The organism is Amycolatopsis sp. TRM77291 (genome assembly GCF_054166285.1).
Genome location: NZ_JBSZHF010000001.1, coordinates 2,114,704 through 2,132,096, shown reverse-complemented (window position 1 = coordinate 2,132,096; position 17,393 = coordinate 2,114,704). Strand labels below are relative to the sequence as shown.

General features: G+C 69.9%; 19 protein-coding genes. 4 read left to right on the top strand and 15 right to left on the bottom strand.

Annotated elements, in window-relative coordinates:
- Positions 1-102: 102 nt before the first annotated feature.
- From yajC to ruvC, 4 genes are all read right to left on the bottom strand, one after another.
- A complete protein-coding gene (gene yajC / locus ACXIZN_RS10030) occupies positions 103-501 on the bottom strand; it encodes a preprotein translocase subunit YajC (protein ID WP_457953869.1) in 399 nt (132 codons plus the stop codon).
- A 145-nt stretch (positions 502-646) separates the two neighbouring features.
- Positions 647-1,723 carry a Holliday junction branch migration DNA helicase RuvB gene (gene ruvB / locus ACXIZN_RS10025; RefSeq protein ID WP_126734611.1) on the bottom strand — a complete coding sequence of 359 codons (1,077 nt, stop codon included), beginning with the start codon at positions 1,721-1,723 and terminating at the stop codon, positions 647-649.
- An 8-nt stretch (positions 1,724-1,731) separates the two neighbouring features.
- Positions 1,732-2,331 (bottom strand): Holliday junction branch migration protein RuvA, encoded by a 600-nt coding sequence (gene ruvA, locus ACXIZN_RS10020; protein WP_125683140.1) that lies wholly within the window; start codon positions 2,329-2,331, stop codon positions 1,732-1,734.
- A complete protein-coding gene (gene ruvC, locus ACXIZN_RS10015) occupies positions 2,328-2,912 on the bottom strand; it encodes a crossover junction endodeoxyribonuclease RuvC (RefSeq protein WP_126734613.1) in 585 nt (194 codons plus the stop codon). The genes ruvA and ruvC overlap by 4 nt, the downstream gene beginning before the upstream one ends.
- Positions 2,913-2,988: 76 nt before the next feature.
- On the opposite strand from ruvC, the gene ACXIZN_RS10010 reads away from it, so the two are divergent.
- Positions 2,989-3,438 carry a cupin domain-containing protein gene (locus ACXIZN_RS10010; RefSeq protein WP_457953868.1) on the top strand — a complete coding sequence of 150 codons (450 nt, stop codon included), beginning with the start codon at positions 2,989-2,991 and terminating at the stop codon, positions 3,436-3,438.
- Positions 3,439-3,698: 260 nt separating this feature from the next.
- On the opposite strand, the gene ACXIZN_RS10005 is transcribed toward ACXIZN_RS10010, so the two are convergent.
- The 5 genes from ACXIZN_RS10005 to ACXIZN_RS09985 form a co-directional block, all read right to left on the bottom strand.
- Entirely contained in the window at positions 3,699-4,229 is a 531-nt protein-coding gene (locus ACXIZN_RS10005; RefSeq protein WP_457953867.1) for a DUF4262 domain-containing protein, read from the bottom strand.
- A gap of 67 nt (positions 4,230-4,296) precedes the next feature.
- Positions 4,297-5,046 carry a YebC/PmpR family DNA-binding transcriptional regulator gene (locus ACXIZN_RS10000; RefSeq protein WP_016334762.1) on the bottom strand — a complete coding sequence of 250 codons (750 nt, stop codon included), beginning with the start codon at positions 5,044-5,046 and terminating at the stop codon, positions 4,297-4,299.
- Between the two features lie 50 nt (positions 5,047-5,096).
- The gene (gene pdxT, locus ACXIZN_RS09995) at positions 5,097-5,726 is read right to left on the bottom strand and encodes a pyridoxal 5'-phosphate synthase glutaminase subunit PdxT (RefSeq protein WP_457953865.1); all 630 of its coding nucleotides are present in this window, start codon (positions 5,724-5,726) and stop codon (positions 5,097-5,099) included.
- Positions 5,727-5,780: 54 nt separating this feature from the next.
- Positions 5,781-6,101, bottom strand: a complete 321-nt coding sequence (locus ACXIZN_RS09990) for an AzlD domain-containing protein (protein WP_007034928.1) — start codon at positions 6,099-6,101, stop codon at positions 5,781-5,783.
- On the bottom strand, positions 6,101-6,814 hold the full coding sequence (locus ACXIZN_RS09985; RefSeq protein ID WP_148106601.1) for an AzlC family ABC transporter permease: 714 nt from the start codon (positions 6,812-6,814) through the stop codon (positions 6,101-6,103). Before ACXIZN_RS09985 ends, ACXIZN_RS09990 begins: the two co-directional genes overlap by 1 nt.
- Positions 6,815-6,882: 68 nt before the next feature.
- Between ACXIZN_RS09985 and ACXIZN_RS09980 the strand changes: the two genes are divergently transcribed.
- Positions 6,883-7,449, top strand: a complete 567-nt coding sequence (locus ACXIZN_RS09980; protein ID WP_192742035.1) for a helix-turn-helix domain-containing protein — start codon at positions 6,883-6,885, stop codon at positions 7,447-7,449.
- On the opposite strand, the gene ACXIZN_RS09975 is transcribed toward ACXIZN_RS09980, so the two are convergent.
- Positions 7,450-8,826: an APC family permease gene (locus ACXIZN_RS09975; protein WP_457953863.1), complete on the bottom strand. Its 1,377-nt coding sequence runs from the start codon at positions 8,824-8,826 to the stop codon at positions 7,450-7,452. It lies immediately after the preceding gene.
- Positions 8,827-8,968: 142 nt separating this feature from the next.
- On the opposite strand from ACXIZN_RS09975, the gene ACXIZN_RS09970 reads away from it, so the two are divergent.
- Together ACXIZN_RS09970 and ACXIZN_RS09965 are read left to right on the top strand one after the other, a co-directional pair.
- Positions 8,969-9,580 carry a TetR/AcrR family transcriptional regulator gene (locus ACXIZN_RS09970; RefSeq protein ID WP_126734619.1) on the top strand — a complete coding sequence of 204 codons (612 nt, stop codon included), beginning with the start codon at positions 8,969-8,971 and terminating at the stop codon, positions 9,578-9,580.
- Positions 9,577-10,644, top strand: coding sequence for a DmpA family aminopeptidase (locus tag ACXIZN_RS09965; RefSeq protein WP_457953861.1), 1,068 nt, complete (start codon positions 9,577-9,579; stop codon positions 10,642-10,644). Before ACXIZN_RS09970 ends, ACXIZN_RS09965 begins: the two co-directional genes overlap by 4 nt.
- Here the strand turns inward: ACXIZN_RS09965 and ACXIZN_RS09960 are convergent.
- The 5 genes from ACXIZN_RS09960 to ACXIZN_RS09940 all read right to left on the bottom strand — a co-directional run bounded on the left by ACXIZN_RS09960 (position 10,641) and on the right by ACXIZN_RS09940 (position 17,309).
- Positions 10,641-13,307: a BTAD domain-containing putative transcriptional regulator gene (locus ACXIZN_RS09960; RefSeq protein ID WP_457953860.1), complete on the bottom strand. Its 2,667-nt coding sequence runs from the start codon at positions 13,305-13,307 to the stop codon at positions 10,641-10,643. The genes ACXIZN_RS09965 and ACXIZN_RS09960 overlap by 4 nt on opposite strands.
- Positions 13,308-13,397: 90 nt before the next feature.
- Complete coding sequence (locus tag ACXIZN_RS09955) at positions 13,398-13,898, bottom strand: peptidase inhibitor family I36 protein (protein WP_457953859.1); 501 nt, start codon at positions 13,896-13,898, stop codon at positions 13,398-13,400.
- Positions 13,899-14,283: 385 nt separating this feature from the next.
- Entirely contained in the window at positions 14,284-14,700 is a 417-nt protein-coding gene (locus ACXIZN_RS09950) for a DUF6892 domain-containing protein (protein ID WP_457953858.1), read from the bottom strand.
- Between the two features lie 93 nt (positions 14,701-14,793).
- Complete coding sequence (pdxS, locus tag ACXIZN_RS09945) at positions 14,794-15,708, bottom strand: pyridoxal 5'-phosphate synthase lyase subunit PdxS (protein WP_007034941.1); 915 nt, start codon at positions 15,706-15,708, stop codon at positions 14,794-14,796.
- A 182-nt stretch (positions 15,709-15,890) separates the two neighbouring features.
- Positions 15,891-17,309 (bottom strand): FAD-binding oxidoreductase, encoded by a 1,419-nt coding sequence (locus ACXIZN_RS09940; protein WP_457953857.1) that lies wholly within the window; start codon positions 17,307-17,309, stop codon positions 15,891-15,893.
- Positions 17,310-17,393 lie beyond the last annotated feature (84 nt).

The following is a 17,393-nucleotide window of genomic DNA, read 5'->3' as shown; positions in this document are numbered from 1 at the left end:
GACGGACACGCACGCAGCACCGAGACACTACTCGGTGCTGCGTGAGCCCGGCGTTGGCCCCGCACCTACGAAAGTCTGGTGTCGGGGATGGCCTTACAAGCGCTACTTCTTGCCGTGCTCCAGCGGAGGAGCGATCTGCGCGCCCGACTTCTCCTCGACGCGCTCGTCGTCCTTCGACTCGACGACCGGCGCCTCGACGACCTCGTCGGTGTCGGTGACGTCTTCGTCGGTCTCGACGACCGGCTCGACCTTCTCGCGGACGGCCTGGCGCAGCCAGGTGGTCACGACGCCCGGAGCGATCTCGAGGTCGATCGTGGTGTCGGCGGAAGCGTCGGCGACGGACGCGTAAAGACCGGAGGTGGTCATCACCCGGTCACCGGGAGCCAGGCTCGCGAGCAGCTCCTGCTGCGCTGCCGCCGCCTTCTTCTGCTTACGGGTGCCCATGACGAGCGGAATCGCCACAACGAGCATCAGGAGCAGCGGCAGCAATAACTGGTTCATGATTCTCCATTTCGAGCGGACGCCGCGCGGTGCGCTGTTTTGTCCGGTTTGGCGGGGTGTGCTCTCTCCGAGTGTGCCAGGTGCCAGCGGAAACTCCACCACCACCCGTCGTCACCACGGGCCTCGGACCGCGTGAACGGTCCGGTCAGTCCTGGTCGAACAGGGTCGGTCCGCCCTGATCGCCGCGCGTGGCGCCGGCCGGGACCGGCAGGCCGAGGTGTTCCCACGCGGCCGCTGTGGCGACCCGGCCGCGAGGAGTGCGGGCGAGCATACCGGCGCGGACCAGGTAAGGCTCACACACCTCTTCGACGGTGGTCGGTTCCTCCCCCACCGCGACGGCCAGCGTCGACACGCCGACCGGTCCGCCGCCGAAGGAGCGGACCAGCGCGGTCAGCACCGCGCGGTCGAGCCGGTCGAGGCCGAGTTCGTCGACGTCGTAGACCTCCAGCGCGGCCCGCGCGATCTTGCGCGTGACCTTGCCGTCGGCCCGGACCTCGGCGTAGTCGCGCACCCGGCGCAGGAGCCGGTTCGCGATCCGGGGTGTGCCGCGGGACCGGCGGGCGATCTCCGCGCAGCCGTCCCGGTCGATGTCGATGTCGAGGATCGTGGCGGCGCGGCGGGCGACGAGTTCGAGTTCGCTGTCGCTGTAGAACTCCATCTGGCCGGTGAAACCGAACCGGTCGCGCAGCGGGCCGGTCAGCGAACCGGACCTCGTCGTGGCGCCGACCAGCGTGAACGGGGCGATCTCCAGCGGGATGCTGGTGGCGCCGGGCCCCTTGCCGACGACGACGTCGACGCGGAAGTCCTCCATCGCGAGGTACAGCATCTCCTCGGCGGGACGGGCGATGCGGTGGATCTCGTCGATGAACAGGACGTCGCCGGGCGCCAGGTTCGACAGCATCGCGGCCAGGTCGCCCGCGCGTTCCAGCGCCGGTCCCGAGGTGATGCGGATGGCGGCGTTGAGTTCGGCGGCGACGATCATCGCCATACTCGTCTTGCCGAGCCCCGGCGGACCGGAGAGCAGGACGTGATCCGGCGGGACACCTCGGCGTCGCGCGCTCTCCAAGACGAGTTCGAGCTGTTCACGCACCCGCGGCTGCCCGACGAACTCGTCGAGTTTGCGCGGGCGCAGCGTGGTCTCGACCTCGCGTTCGCCCGTCTGCGGCAGCGCCGAAAGCGTCTCGTCGTCGGCGTCGAATTCCGTCACGGCCTCATAGTCCATGTGGCCGGTTACCGCTTACGCCCGAGGGTGGCCAACGCGGCGCGCAGCACGGACGACGTCGTGTGGCCTTCGCCTTCGCCGAGCACCTTGTCGACGGCCTGCTCGGCCTGCTTGGCCGGGAAGCCGAGACCCGCGAGCGCTTCGACGACCTCGCCTCGCAGCGCACCGGGCGCCACGACCGCGGGCGAACCGTCCGTCGGGCCCGCGAGCGCGGTGACCTTGTCCCGGAGTTCGAGCGTGAGCCGCTCGGCGCCCTTGCGGCCGATACCGGGCACCTGGGTGAGCACGGTGATGTTGCCTTCGACCAGCGCGGAACGCAGCTTGTCGGGATCGAGGACGGCGAGTGTCGCGAGCGCTAGCCGCGGGCCGATCCCGGAGACCGTCTGCAGCAGGCCGAACAGCTCGCGGGCGTCCGCGTCGGCGAAACCGAACAGCGTCAAGGAATCCTCGCGGACCACGAGCGCGGTGTGCAGCATCGCCTCCTCACCGCGGCGAAGCGTCGCGAGGGTGGCGGGGGTGGCCTGCACGGCGAAGCCCACTCCCCCGACCTCGATCACGACGTGGTCGAGACCGATGGAGAGGATTTCACCGCGTACCGAGGAGATCATCGAGCCGCTCCCTGCGTTTTGGCTTGTTTGGCCGCGGCGGCGAGCCTGGCCTTGTGGTTCTTGGCGATCTCGGCCGCCCTGGCCTCGGCTTCGGCGAGCCGGACGCGCATCGGCTCGCGCCACAGGTGGCAGATGGCGAGCGCGAGCGCGTCCGCGGCGTCCGCCGGATGCGGTTTGACCTCGAGGCCGAGCAGCCGCATGACCATACCGGTGACCTGCGCCTTGTCCGCGCGCCCGGAGCCCGTGACGGCGGCCTTGACCTCGCTCGGGGTGTGGAACACGACCGGCAGCCCGCGCCGGGCCGCGGCGAGCGCGACGACGCCGCCCGCCTGCGCGGTGCCCATCGCGGTGCGCACGTTGTGCTGCGCGAAAACCCGTTCCACGGCGACGGCCTCGGGCTTGTACCGGTCGAGCCAGCGCTCGACGGCGTCGGAGATCCCCAGCAGCCGCACGGAGAGATCGGCGTCCGGCGGGGTCCGCACGACGTCGACGGCCACGGCGCGGACGGTGCGGCCCGTGCCGCCGTCGACCACTCCCAGCCCGCACCTGGTCAGACCGGGGTCGACCCCGAGTACCCGCACGCGTTTTCCTCCGCTCCGGCGAACATCAGTTCGAGATCCGAGGCTACCCGGAGCGGGCTCCGGGCAAGATGAGGACATGCCGAGTCCCGACGACTTCACCGCCCATCTGGGTCTCCAGCCGTTGCCCGTCGAGGGTGGCCGCTGGGCACAGAGCTGGCGCGACGAAACCGCGTCCGCGATCTATTACCTGCTGGCGCCGCCGGAAACCTCGGCGCCGCACCGGCTGGACCGGCTGGAGATCTACGCGCACCACGCCGGCGCGCCGGTGCGGATGCTGCTGTTGTTCCCGGACGGGAGTGTTTCGCGGCCGGTGCTGGGGCCGGACGTCGCCGCAGGTCAGCGGCCGCAGGTGGTGGTGCCCGCCGGGGTGTGGCAGGCGTCGGTGAGCACCGGTGAGTGGAGCCTGGCCGGCACGGTGGTGGTGCCGCCTTATACGGACGACTGCGTGGAGTTCCGGTCCGCGGCGGCCTTGGCCGCCGAGTGGCCGGAGGCGGCGGAGGACCTGGCGCCCTGGCTTGCGCCTTGAGGCACGTGCGCGAAAACGTAACTCGCGTGATCAGACGCGTAACTCGCGTGATCAGTCGCGTAACTCGCGTGCTTGGACGGCGCACTCGATGATCGGCCTCCGATCACGCGAGTTACGTCTCCAAGCACGTGAGTTACGTCCCCGATCACGCGAGTTACGGCTCTGAGCACGTGAGTGCGGCGCCCCCGGATGCGATGAACGGTCCTTACTTGCAGGGGTCGCAAGGAAGGACCGTTCATAGCGTGAGCGAGGCGAGCACCTCAGGGGCCGTCGACGCCCGGCGTCCAGCTCTCCGGGTCACCGGATTCGGTCAGCACCGGCTGGTACCGCGCGAAGCCCTCGGGCGCGTCCGCGTGCCACGGGAAGTGACCGTCCGGCGTGGCGACGATCAGTTGCAGCGCCGGGAAGTCCCCGTCCGGGTAGATCAGGAACGCGCTCCCGAAGTACTCGGGATAGTGCCCCTTCGCGACCCGTTCGAAGACCACCGGCGCGCCCTCGAAGAAATCGTCGTACCGCTTGCCGACCTCGAAGATCTCACCGGCGGCCGCCCGGTCGACGTAGGCGTCGAGCAGGACCGGCCCCATGTGCTCGGGCAGTCCGATCACGACCGCCTCCGCGACGTTGTGCAGTGCCCAGGCGCACGCGGTGAAGCAGAAGGGCGCGTCCTCCTCGTCGCCTTCGACCGCGATGACCGCGTTCCCTCTCGCCTTCGCCTGTCCCTCGATCCACTGGATGAGTTCGGTTTCTTCGGCGGTGAGGGCGTCGGCTTCGGAGGTCGTCACGCGCGACATTGTGCCCCACGCGGGCGCCCGCACCTAGTCCCGGGACCGATTTTCCGCGGCATGGCGGGAAAATCGATCAGCCGACCTCGGCCATGACCTCGTCGGACACATCGAAGTTCGCGTAGACGTTCTGCACGTCGTCGCAATCCTCGAGCGCGTCGATGAGCTTGAAGACCTTCTTCGCGCCTTCGACGTCCAGCGGGACGCTGACCGACGGCAGGAACGTGAGATCCGCGGACTCGTACTCGAAACCGGCTTCCTGCAAGGCTTTCCGGACCGGGACGAGGTCGGTGGCCTCGGAGACGATCTCGAAGTTCTCGTCGAGGTCGTTCACCTCTTCGGCACCCGCGTCGAGTACGGCCATGAGGACGTCGTCCTCGCCGGCGTCACCCTTGGGCATGATCACGACGCCCTTGCGGTTGAACATGTAGGCGACCGAACCCGGGTCGGCCAGCGAGCCGTTGTTCCGGGTGAGCGCGGTCCGCACCTCCATGGCGGCGCGGTTCTTGTTGTCGGTGAGGCATTCGATCAGCACGGCCACACCGTTCGGGCCGTAGCCCTCGTAGGTGATGGTCTGCCAGTCGGCGCCACCGGCCTCTTCACCGGCGCCGCGCTTGCGGGCACGCTCGATGTTGTCCTGCGGGACCGAGTTCTTCTTGGCCTTCTGGATGGCGTCGTAGAGCGTCGGGTTGCCGTCCGGGTCGCCACCGCCGGTCCGGGCCGCCACCTCGATGTTCTTGATCAACCGGGCGAAGAGCTTGCCGCGCTTCGCGTCCAGGTTGGCCTTCTTGTGCTTCGTGGTGGCCCACTTGGAGTGGCCGCTCATCTCTCCTCCATCTACTCCTGTGCCCGCCGCTGAGCACAGTGTCGGTTTTGCTAAGCCTGCCGCACGAGGTCGACGAACAGCGTGTGCACGCGTTCGTCCCCGGTGAGTTCGGGGTGGAACGACGTGGCGAGTACCGCCCCCTGCCGGACCGCGACGATCCTAGCGGCCGCGTCCTCGGAGCCCGGCATTTCGGGGACACTGGCGAGTACCTCGACCCCGTCGCCCGCCTTTTCGACCCACGGGGCGCGGATGAACACAGCGTGCACCGGGCCGCCTTCGACGCCGGTGAAGTCGAGGTCGGCTTCGAACGAGTCCACCTGCCGCCCGAACGCGTTGCGCCGGACGACGACGTCGAGACCACCGAGTTGCCGCTGGTCGGGCCGCCCGTCGAGGGCCTGGCGGGCGAGCAGGATCATCCCGGCGCAGGAGCCGAACGCCGGCATCCCGTCCGCGATGCGCTCACGCAGCGGCTCCAGCAGTTCGAAGGTCTCCAGCAGCCTCGACATGGTGGTCGACTCGCCGCCGGGCAGCACCAGACCGTCCACTTCGGACAGTTCGCCCGGGCGGCGGACCGGCAGCGCACGCGCGCCGGCGCGTTCCACCATCGCGGCGTGCTCCCGCACGTCGCCCTGCAGTGCGAGCACGCCGACCACCGGCCGTGCCCCCGTCGCGATCGCCACCCGACCTCCCGAAAGACCTTCCCCCTAGCTTAGGCGCTTCGGGGAACGGCCAGGTCAGGGGACCCCGGCCAGCCGCAGCAGGGCGGCGGTCGCAGCGGCCGCCACGACGACCAGCGCGAACGGCGCCTTGCGCCAGGCGAGCACGCCGCCGACCAGGACCCCCGCGGGCCGGGCGTATCCGGCGAACTCGTGCCCTTCGGTGAGCGCGGCGACAGCGACCAGCGCGGCCAGCAGGACGACGGCCGAACGCGCCATCAGTTTCTCGGCCTTGGGCGACACGGTGAACCGCGCCTTCAGCACCGGCCCGGCGAACCGGAAGGCGAAGGTCCCGGCCGCGAGCACCCCGCCGGCGATGATCAGTTCCAGCGGGTCCATCAGCGCACTCCCTCGGGTTCACGTTCGGCGGGTTCCTTCGCGGCCACTCCGGCCAGTACGCCGACCAGCGCGAGCAGCACCGGCAGCCCCGCGGGCAGGAACGGCGTCGTGGCCAGCGCGACGGCCACGCCGACGAGCACCGGCAGCCGGGCGGCACGGTCGCGCAGCGACGGCAGGACCAGCGCGAGCAGGACCGCCGGGAAGGCGGCGTCGAGACCGAAGGCGTCGGTGTCGCTGATCGCGGTGCCGGCATAGGCCCCGGCGAGGACGCCGACGTTCCAGCAGACGAACAGCCCGATCCCGCAGACCCAGTAGGCCGCCTTGCGCCGTTCCTCGTCGCGCTGAGCCAGGGCGAACGCGACCGATTCGTCGATCATCAGGTGGCTGCCGACGATCCTCGACGACCACCGCTTCCCCAGGACGTCGCCGATCGCGAAGCCGAAGGGCAGATGCCGCGCGTTGGCGAGCAGACCCGCCGCGACGGCCGCGACCGGGCTGCCGCCGGCGGCGATGATGCCGACGAACATGAACTGCGAGGCACCGGCGAAGACCAGCACGGAAAGCAGCATCGGCGCCCAGATCGGGAAGCCGGAGCCCACCGCGATGGCGCCGTAGGAGATGCCGACAATGGTGTCGGCGAGGCAGACCAGCCCGATGTCACGGAGAAGATCGCGCCCCAGGACACGAGTGGTTGTTCGCCATATCGAACGCATAGCGTCATACAATGAACGAACGCAGCCGTGTTCGTCAAGGCGAACGCAACGACCGATGGAGCGAACGCATGTCCCCGACCGCGTCCGACGGCGCACCTCTGGACGTCATCGCCATGTCCCTGCGCCGGGAACGCGCCCGCACCGGGCTGTCCCTCACCGAGGTCGCCAAACGCGCCGGCATCGCGAAGTCCACGCTCTCGCAGCTGGAGTCCGGGACCGGGAACCCGAGCGTCGAGACGATCTGGGCGCTGTGCGTCGCGCTCGACGTGCCGTTCTCCCGCGTGGTCGAACCCGAGCGCCCCCGTGTGCAGGTCATCCGCTCGGGAAGCGGGCCGACGGTGTTCGCCGAACACGCCGATTACGCCTGCACGCTGCTCAGTTCCTGCCCGCCCGGCGCCCGGCGCGACGTGTACCTGATCCGCGCCGAGCCCGGGAAACCGCGGCTCTCCGATCCGCATATGAGCGGCATCGTCGAGCACATCGTCCTCAGCGCGGGCCGCGCCAAGGTGGGGCCGCTGGACGAGCCGGTCGAACTGCTGCCCGGCGACTACATCTGCTACCCCGGCGACGTCCCGCACATCTTCGAGGCGCTCGAACCGGGCACGTTCGGCGTCGAGATCGCCGAGTACACCTGATCAAGCGGGCTCCTCGGCCTTCTCCTCGGTGACGTCGGCGAGCTTCCAGCCACCCCTCCGCCGCAGCACCAGGACGTAGTACGCGATGGACAGCAGGGCGACGCAGGCGGTGACGATCAGGCTCGGCCGCCCCACCGCCGGGTCGAGCAGGTTCTGGTAGACGACGAACACCAGGACGGCGAGCGCCAGCACCGGCGCGACCGGGAACCACGGCATCCGGTACTTGGCGTGCGCGGTGGCGCCGGTGCGCCTTCCGACGATCGCGCCGAGGCAGAGCGCCGCGTAGACCGCCACGATCGACGTACTCGTCACCACCAGCAGCAGTTTCGGGTCGACGAAGCAGAGCAGCGCGGCCACCAGGCCGGTGCCGACCGTGGCCACCCACGGCGTCCCGAACCTCGGGTGCACCGCGGCCAGCGCCCGATTGACCGGCCGGGGCCACGCGCGGTCCCGGCCGCTGCTGAACAGCATCCGCGAGCTGATCAGCACGATCGCCAGCACCGCGTTGATGATCGCGAGCGCGACGGCCAGCCCGAGCACCGTGTCGAGGGTTCCGCCGCCGCGCGAATCGATGAAGTAGGACAGCATGTTCTCCGAGGCGAACAGCGCGTTCAGATCGGGCGCGCCGAGCAGGACCGCGGTCACCGGGATCAGCTCGGCGAGCACCGTGATGCCGAGGGCCATCAGGATCGCGCGGGCGATGCCGCGCGAGGCGTCCTGCGTCTCCTCGCCGAAGTACACCGCCGAGCCGTAACCGTTGTAGGCGAAGATCGCGACCGAGGTGGCGATCGCGATGGCGCCGACCGTGGCCGGGCCGCCGTCCGAGGCGACCGGATGGGCCAGCAGCTCGGTGAACGAGCGTGCCGGGTTCAGCAGCCCGAGCGCGCTGACCACGATCAGCGCGAGGATCTCGATCGCCAGGAAGATACCGGTGACCCAGGCGTTGAGCTTGATGTCGAACACGCCGACGACGGCCGCGACCACACAGGTCACGGCGGCGATCACCGAGCCGGGCACGCCGGGCAGGAGCACGCCGAGGTAGGTGCCGACGCCGAGCGCGATCACCGCGACGATGAGCACCTGCGTGATGATCATCAGGCCGAGTACGGCGAACCCGGGCAAGCGGCCGAGAGTGCGGGTGACGATCGCGTACTCGCCGCCCGCCAGCGGGAACGCCGACGCCAGTTCGGCGTAGACGAAGGCCATGAACACTCCGACCACCGCGGCCGCCACGAAGCTGTAGAAGGCGCCCGTCCCGGCACCGGAGATCACCCCCGGCGCGATGATGAAGACCGACGAAGCCGGGCTGATCGCGGAGAGCGTGATGAGCAGCGTGCCGAGGGTGCGCAGACCGCGGCGCAGGGCGGGAGTGGACACGGCCGACCTCCTACAAGGTGGGTTCCTTGAATCTCCTTCGAAAAACCGTTGAGCACGCATCAAAGGCCTTCGGCAGTGTGACGTCAAGGGTTGATCGCGCTCCGCTCTTGCGTTTTTCGAACGAGATTCGAAGAATGGGTGCATGGCGAGACCCAGCAAGGCGGCGGAGCGACGGACCGAACTGATCGAGGTGGCCAGGCAGGCGGTCCTCGAACGCGGTGTGCTGAACCTGCGGCTGAGGGACGTCGCCGAGGGGGCGGGCCTGTCGCCGGGTTCGGTCCTGTACTACTTCCCCACCCTCGCCGACCTGCTCCAGGAGGTGCAGCGCGAGGCGGTGGCACGGTTCTGTTCGGCGAGGGAGCTGGCCGCGGGCGCGAAGACGACCCCGTCCGGCCGGCTGCTGGCGATGATCCGCAGCGGCCTGCCGACCGGTCCCGACGACGAACTCTGCGTGCTGCTCTACGAACTCGGCACGATCGCCCGCCGCGATCCCGTGTACGCCGCGCGGCACATCACGCTCTACGAACAGCAGGTCCGGATCTACACCGGCATCCTCGAAGCGGGCGCCGCCACCGGCGAGTTCACGCTGACCGCGGACGCGGTGTCGATCGCGCGGAACCTCGTCGCGTTGGAGGACGGCTACGGCCTGCACCTCACGCAGGCCGTGCCGACGCTGGAAACCGCCACGGCCGAAGCGATGTTGCTCTCCTACGCCCGCACAGCCACCTCGAACCCCTTGGAGGACCGTCCATGACCCGCGCCCGCGACCTGGGTGTCCCGCTGCCCGGCCGGACCGGCGAGCACAACGCGCTCACCGACGTCCCCGGCGTCGAGATCGGTTTCACGACCCTCGTCGATGGCGAGTCGGTGCGCACCGGCGTAACCGCCGTCCTGCCTCGCGGACGCGAGGACTTCGCCGTGCCGTGCGCCGCCGGGACATACGCCCTCAACGGCAACGGCGAGATGACCGGCACCGCGTGGCTGGCCGAGACCGGCTCGCTGACCCTGCCGGTGCTGATCACCTCCACGCACGCCGTCGGCGCGTGCCACCGCGGCACGATCGACTGGGTGGTGCGCGAACGGCCCGACGTGGCCGCCGAATGGCTGCTGCCGGTGGTCGCCGAGACCTGGGACGGCTACCTGAACGACAGCATCGCGCCGACGATCCACAGTGGACACGCCATCGCCGCGATCGACGCCGCGCGAACGGGTCCGGTCGACGAAGGTTCCGTCGGCGGCGGTACCGGGATGACCTGTTACGGCTTCAAGGGCGGCACCGGCACGGCCTCCCGCGTCGTGTCCTACGGCGACGACGAGTACACCGTGGGAACGTTGGTACAGGCCAACTTCGGCTCCCGCCGCGAGCTCACCGTCGCGGGCGAACACGTCGGAGCCGAACTCGGCGCCGACAACCCGATGGAGGAAGCCTGGACAGCGCCGGCGGGAGCGGGGTCGGTGATCGTGCTCGTGGGTACCGATGCTCCCCTGCTGCCCGGTCAGTGCACCGCGCTCGCCCGCCGTGTCCCGCTCGGCCTCGCCCGCACGGGAACCGCGGGTTCGCACTTCTCCGGCGACCTCTTCCTCGCCTTCAGCACGGCGAACCCGGGAGCGCTCACCAGCCGGTTCCCGCGGACGGAGGCGGCCGAGTACGAAAGCATGCGTTTCATCCCGTGGGGCAGGCTCGACCCGTTCTTCGAGGCCGTGGTGCAGGCGACCGAGGAGGCGGTGCTCAACGCCCTGTTCGCGAACGAGGAGATGACCGGTCACCGCGGCCACCGGGTCCCCGCGTTGCCGACGGCGCGCTGGCGCGCGGTCTAGGTCGCGATCAGCACCTGCGCGGGGGCCCGCGCGAGGTCCAGCCGGACCCGCTCGGCGCAGATCTCGTCGGAGAGCGAGTCCAGCAGCTCCAGCGCGCGGCGCAGGCACGACATCGCGCTCCGCCGGTCTTCGCGCCGCAAGTACAGCTGGCCTCGCCTGCGCAGGACGAGCGCCGTGCGGTGCGGGTCGTTCAGTTCGGCGCACAGGCGGCCGGCTTCGTCCAGCGCCGCCTCCGCCGCGTCGAGCAGCCCGAGCTCCACGCTCGCGACGGCGTACGAGGTGTGAGCGTGCGCCATGCCGAGAACGTCACCGATCTCCCGGAAGAGGGCCAGCGCCCGCCTCGCGGTCGCGCGCGATTCCTCGGGCCGTCCGGTGGCACGGGCGAGGACGCAGAGCCCGGTCAGCGCCCTGGCCCGCCCGGCGGGGTCACCGATCCGCTCGCTGATCCGGCACGATTCGGTGAGCGCCTCACCCGCCGCCCGGAAGTCGTCCCGGTACAGGTCGATCTGGCCGATTCCCCGTAGCAGCGCGGCTTCCCCGCGTGCGCACCCCGACTCCTTCGCCGCGGCGAGCGCGCTCCGATGACACCGCGACCACTCCGCGTACAGTCCATTGTGGTCGAAGTACGACGACGTCACGACGGCGAGTTCCCAGGCGAGCTCGCCCAATCCGGCCTCCGCCGCTTGCGAGACGGCGGCCTCCAAGGCGGGCAGTTCGGACCGGAACCACGAAAGCGGTTCCGTCACCAGCGTTTCGTCGAGTGAGGTCCGGGTCGCGCCGCCGGCTTCGGGCCGCAAAACGCTCCGGGGCAACCGTTCCGCGGCCTTCTCCGCGAGCCAGAGCCAGCCGCCGAGCACCCTTTCGATCGTCTCCGCACGCAGCCGATCCGGCTCGGCCTGCTCGACGGCGAACGCGCGCAGGAGAGCGTGCAAACGGTACCGGGGTGCGCCGGTGGCCCGCGGAACCGGCTGGACCATGTGCCGATGCCGCAGGTCTTCGAGCGCGCGGGACGTCGCCTCGGGCTCGCCGCCGTCCGCCAGCGCCGCCGCCCAGACCGGGAAATCGGCCGCGGGCAGCAAACCGAGTCTTCGGAACAGCCGCTGCCGGTCCGGCGTCAATTGGCGGTACCCGAGGGACAGGCTGCCGCGGACGGCGAGATCCCCGGTGCGCAGCCAATCCAGCCGTCGCCCTTCGACGGACAGTTCGCCCGCGACGTCGGCGAGCCGCCAGCCCGCGCGGTCGCCGATCCGGCTGCCGGCGATCCGCAACGCCAGCGGGAGCCCACCGCACTGTTCGAGGATCTGCCGGGCGGCGACGGGGTCTTCGTCGGTCTCGGTGAGCTTCGCGAGCAGGGCCGCCGCGTCCTCCGGTGGCAGGAGATCGACCGGGACCCGGCGGCCGAGTTCGAGACCGGCCAGGGAGAACCGGCTCGTGACGATCACCGCGCAGCCGACGGACGCGGGAAGCAGCGGCCGCAGCTGCGCCTCGCCGGCGGCGTCGTCCAGGACGACCAGTACGCGACGGCCATGGACCAGGCTGCGGAACAGGCAGGCGCATTCGTCGACGTCGGCCGGGATCTCGTCGACGGCGACGCCGAAGGCACGCAGGAAACCGGCGAGTACGGCCTCCGGCGGCCTCGGCTCGTTCGTGGTCCCCCGCAGGGCCGCGAACAGCCGCCCGTCGGGGTAGTCGTGCGCGACCCGGTGCGCGAGCCGGATCGCCAGCGAGGACTTGCCGACACCGCCCGCGCCGGTCAGCAGCAGGACGGGCGGGGTGTCGCGGCCGTCGTCCTCGCCGAGGTCGTTCAGCAGGTCCGCGATGAGCGCGTCCCTGCCGACGAAGTCGGGGATCGCCGGCGGCAGCTGGCTCGGCACGGCGGGTTCCTGGTACGCGGGATACTCGCGCGTGGTCCTGCCCTTGCCCTCGCGCAGGATCTCGCACTGCAACGCGCGAATCGACGCCGACGGCTCGACGCCGAGTTCGTCGACCAGCCTGCGGCGCCATCCGGCGTAGACGTCGAGCGCCTCGGCCATGCGGCCGGCGCGGGCGAGCGCGGTCATCAACTGCCCGCAGGCCCGTTCGCGGAACGGGGCCGCGGCGAGCAGGTCACGCAGGCCGGGAACGAGCCTGTCGTGTTCGCCGAGGCCGAGTTCGGCGTCGGCCTTGTCCTCCAGCACCGAAAGGCGCTCTTCCTCCCAGTGCGCGACCACCTCGGCCGCGGCGGGGATCCCGGCGAGCACCGGTCCGCGCCAGAGTTCGAGCGCGTCCCGGAACCGCTGGGCCGCCTCGCGATGACAGTCACGGGCCAGCAGTTCGCGGCCCTGGACGGTGAGGCAGGTGAACCGGCCGGTGTCGGTTTCCTCGGGTCCCGCGTCGAGAAGGTACGCCGCCCCCCTGGTGAGAATCGGCGTTGCGCCGCCCGGCGCGCGCAAAGCCCGGCGAAGACCGGAGATCAGACCTTGGACCTGAACCTTCGCCGAAACCGGTGGCGCCTCGCCCCAGAGCTCGTCGATCATCCGGTCGAGGGGCACCGGGCGCCCCGCATCGATCAGCAGGAGCGCGAAGATCCGGCGCGCCTGCGGTGGGCCGAGTGGCAGGTCGTCGCCCTGCCACTCGGCCGCGGGTTCACCGAACAGACGATAGAAATAATTCTTTTCCTTCACCGGTTTCTCCCCCAGTATTCGAGACACCCTTATTCGAGAGTGTCACAAATACCCCGAGGGTGGCGTCCGGCATTCGAAGGAACGTCTCACTCAGCAGGCGCTGGCCGAGGTGTAAATCCTCAACGAAGTCGCCTGGTCGTTGTCACCGTTGCCCACATACGCCGACCGGGCCCCCGCCTGCATGCAGCGGCTGGTCCCACCGCCGATGTTGTAGTACCAGCGGGCATCGACGCCACGCCGGTTGTACCAGGACGACATCTGGTCGTTGAATCCGTAATCGACCAGATTCTTCAGCCCCGGGTCCCGGAACTGCAATCGCCTACCGGTGAAATCGCGGTTTTCCCAGAGGCACACGTAGTTCGCGGCGCAATCCCCCGGCGCCATGGGTGAGAGCGAAAGCGTGGTCTCCCCGCCGTTCCAGACGACCTCGTCGCCGTCGACCTTCCAGCCGGGGGTGAGCTTCGCCGCGTCGACACCGGCGGCCTTCAGCGTGGCCGCCCCGTCGGTCGCGGCCGAAGCGGGTGTCGCGACGAGTGCCGTCGCGATCGCGGCGGCGCCCAAGGCGGCGGAAACGAACCGAAGTTTGCGCATTGGTCCTCCTAGATCCCGGCGTGCCCTCCGCACGCCGGGATCAAGGTCCCGTGATCCGCTACCCGATGCTTAAGCGGCCGAAAAGGGAACGCGGCTCGGCCGCTTATCGAGGGGCGGGCAAAGCCGACCTGATCGAGCCCGGCGGGGCTCGGCTCGTCCGTGTCTGATGATCAAGACCGTGTCGCGAAAGCCACTTTCGCGACGTCTGATGTCCCGAAAGTGGCTTTCGCGGCACTTCCGCTGGGTCTCGCGCAGGGACACCGCGGAGCGGCAGTGCCCGAAGCAGGGGCGAAGGGGACCTTTCCCACATCCGATGCGGCTGAAGTCCCCTTCACCTTACTCGGCGCCTTTGCGTTACAGCCCCAAGAGATCCGCCGTCGGCCGATCAGAGCCAGTCCGCCTCGATGCCGCGAGCGCGCAGTGTCTCCAGCGCCTCGTCGTTACCCGTGTAGAGCAGCGTCATCGACTTCAGGTTCGGAAAGTGCGCGACGTCGGCGAATTCGTCGACGTCGAACAGGGAGTCTTCGCCGTCCCAGTTCGGCGCGATCTCGAGGTAGATCTCGTTGCCGCCGTCCATCTCGATCTCGGTGATCTTCTCCGCGAACTCCGCGGGGATCTCGAGCTCCTCGAAGTAGGCCAGGGCCTCAGGGACCGCCTCGACGCTGCCGCCGTCGTAGGTGAAGCCCTTCTCGGCGGCGTACTGCCCCAGGTCGAACTTCGGCAGGAGTTCCTGGTTGTACATCAGCTCTTGCACCACGGCGAGCTTGAAGTTGAGGTCGGTGAACGAGATCGTCTGGCTCATGTCCGGACTTTATCGGCCGGTACGTCCAGCCGGGTCCGGATCCGGAGAAGTGGTCACGGGACCGGCCCGGCCGGTCCCGCGATCGTCCGGTTGCTACCAGCCGCGCTCGGACAGGCGGTGCGGCTCGGGCACGTCGTCGACGTTGATGCCGACCATCGCCTCGCCGAGGCCGCGCGAAACCTTCGCGATGACGTCCGGGTCGTCGTGGAACGTGGTGGCCTTGACGATCGCCTCGGCGCGCTGCGCCGGGTTGCCGGACTTGAAGATGCCGGAGCCGACGAACACGCCTTCGGCGCCGAGCTGCATCATCATCGCGGCGTCGGCCGGGGTCGCGATCCCACCGGCGGTGAACAGCACGACGGGGAGCTTGCCCTTCTCCGCGACCTCCTTGACGAGGTCGTACGGCGCCTGGAGTTCCTTCGCCGCAACGTAAAGCTCGTCCTCGGGGAGCGAAGAAAGGCGGCGCAGCTCCGCGCGGATCTTGCGCATGTGCGTGGTCGCGTTCGAGACGTCGCCGGTGCCGGCCTCGCCCTTGGAGCGGATCATCGCCGCGCCCTCGTTGATCCGGCGCAGCGCCTCGCCGAGGTTGGTCGCACCACAGACGAAGGGCACGGTGAAGGCCCACTTGTCGATGTGGTTCTCGTAGTCGGCCGGGGTCAGCACCTCGGACTCGTCGATGTAGTCGACGCCGAGCGACTGGAGCAGCTGGGCCTCGACGAAGTGGCCGATGCGGGCCTTCGCCATGACGGGGATCGAAACGGCCTCGATGATGCCGTCGATCAGGTCCGGGTCGCTCATCCGGGCGACGCCGCCCTGCGCGCGGATGTCCGCGGGGACCCGCTCGAGCGCCATCACCGCGACCGCGCCGGCGTCCTCGGCGATCTTCGCCTGTTCGGCGGTGACCACGTCCATGATCACACCGCCCTTGAGCATCTCCGCCATCCCGCGCTTGACCCGGGCGGTGCCGGTGAGCGAGGTGGTGGCCGTGTTCGTGGAGTCGTCAGACACTGCTGGACCTTTCGGAAAGCGCGCGAGGTGGGGTGACACCTCCGAGGGTAGGCCGCTTTTGGACCTCTGAAGCAGGCCAGTTCGCGGCGATTTCAGCAGTCCACTAGGTGATCCTGCCCGCACTTGGTCCTCTGGATGCGGTAGTTCGCCAGCGAACTACCGCATCCAGAGGACGAAACGCGTCAGCGGGCGAGGCCCTGGCCGAAGGCGAACAGACCGTCCGGGTCGTACTTCCGTGCCACCCGCCGCAGACGCGGCAGGCTGTCGCCGTAGTACGCCTTGGCCCACTCGGGCATCTCCGGGTCGATGTAGTTGACGTACCCGGCCTGCCCGTATTCACGGCCGAGCTCGTCCCGGACCCGGCCGATCACCTGGCGCGCGTACGCCTCGCCCCCTTCCAGGCCGCGGATGATCTGGACACTGCCCAGCGCGGACCGGTGCGGGAAGCACGACTCGCTCGACGGCACCCGCGCGATCGCGCCGCCGTACGCGTCCACGATCGAGTACAGCTGCGGATCGCTGCTCAGCAACGCCGCGAACGCGTCGGGATCGGGCACCGGATGGGTCAGCATCCGCGAAGTGGCCACGTACTCACCTCGCTGCGCGACCGCGGCGGGGAACTCGGCTTCCTTGGCGAAGGTCCGCATCGAGGCCAGGTGGCCCTTCTCGGTCACCACGCGTTCGGTCGGCTGAACGCCGACGCGACGGACCAGATCGTCCAGCAACGGGTTCACCTGCGCGGCGGTGCCCACGAAACAGCCGCCGCAGTTCGCGGCCGTCGCGCCGAGCCCCATCCCGGCCCACAGTTCGTCCGGCATCGCGGACTGCCACTCCTGCCAGGCCGCGACCAGCGCGGCCAGCGCGGCGGGCGGGAAGACCAGGCTGAAGTTCGCCAGCGTCCTGGCCGCCGCCGTCCGGAACGTGAACGACGTGACGACGCCGAAGTTGCCCCCGCCACCGCCGCGCAACGCCCATAGCAGGTCCGGCGCCGTCTCCTCCGACACCAGGCGCGCCTTCCCATCCGCGCCGACAAAGCGCACGGACTCGACGTTGTCGCAGGTCAGGCCGTACTTCCGAGCCAGGACCCCGATACCGCCGCCGAGGGTCAGCCCGGCGATACCGACCTGGGGACAACTGCCGGCGGGCAGCGCGCGGCCCGCCGCGGCCAAGGCCTCGTACACCTGGCCGAGCTGCGCGCCCGCCCCGATCTCCGCCCGGCCTCCGGGCAGGATCCGGACCGCGTTCAGCCGGGACAGATCGACGACCAGCCCTTTGTCCACAATGGAATAACCGGCGTAGCTGTGCCCGCCAGAGCGGGCCGCGATCGGAATCCGCTGCCTTGCCGCGAAATCGACGCAGTGCCGGACGTCGTCCTCGGTCGCGCAGACCGCGACACCGGCGGGCAGCCGATGGTCGTAGAGGCTGAAGAACCCGAGCCTCTTCTCGTCGTACCCCGGGTCGCCGGGCCGGAACAGCTCACCGGTCAACCGGGCGCGCAACCGTTCCCACGGACCACCGCCACCGGGGATCCCCGCGGGCACCGCCGCCATCACCGGGACCGCCCCCGCCAGCCGCAACACGGTTCGCCTGTCGAGCTCCATCGCTCATCCCCCACCATCGGATCCGCCTCCGGGTGTCCGCCATCGAGCATAACGGCGGGTCGACATTCGGGGGTTCCCTCGCCG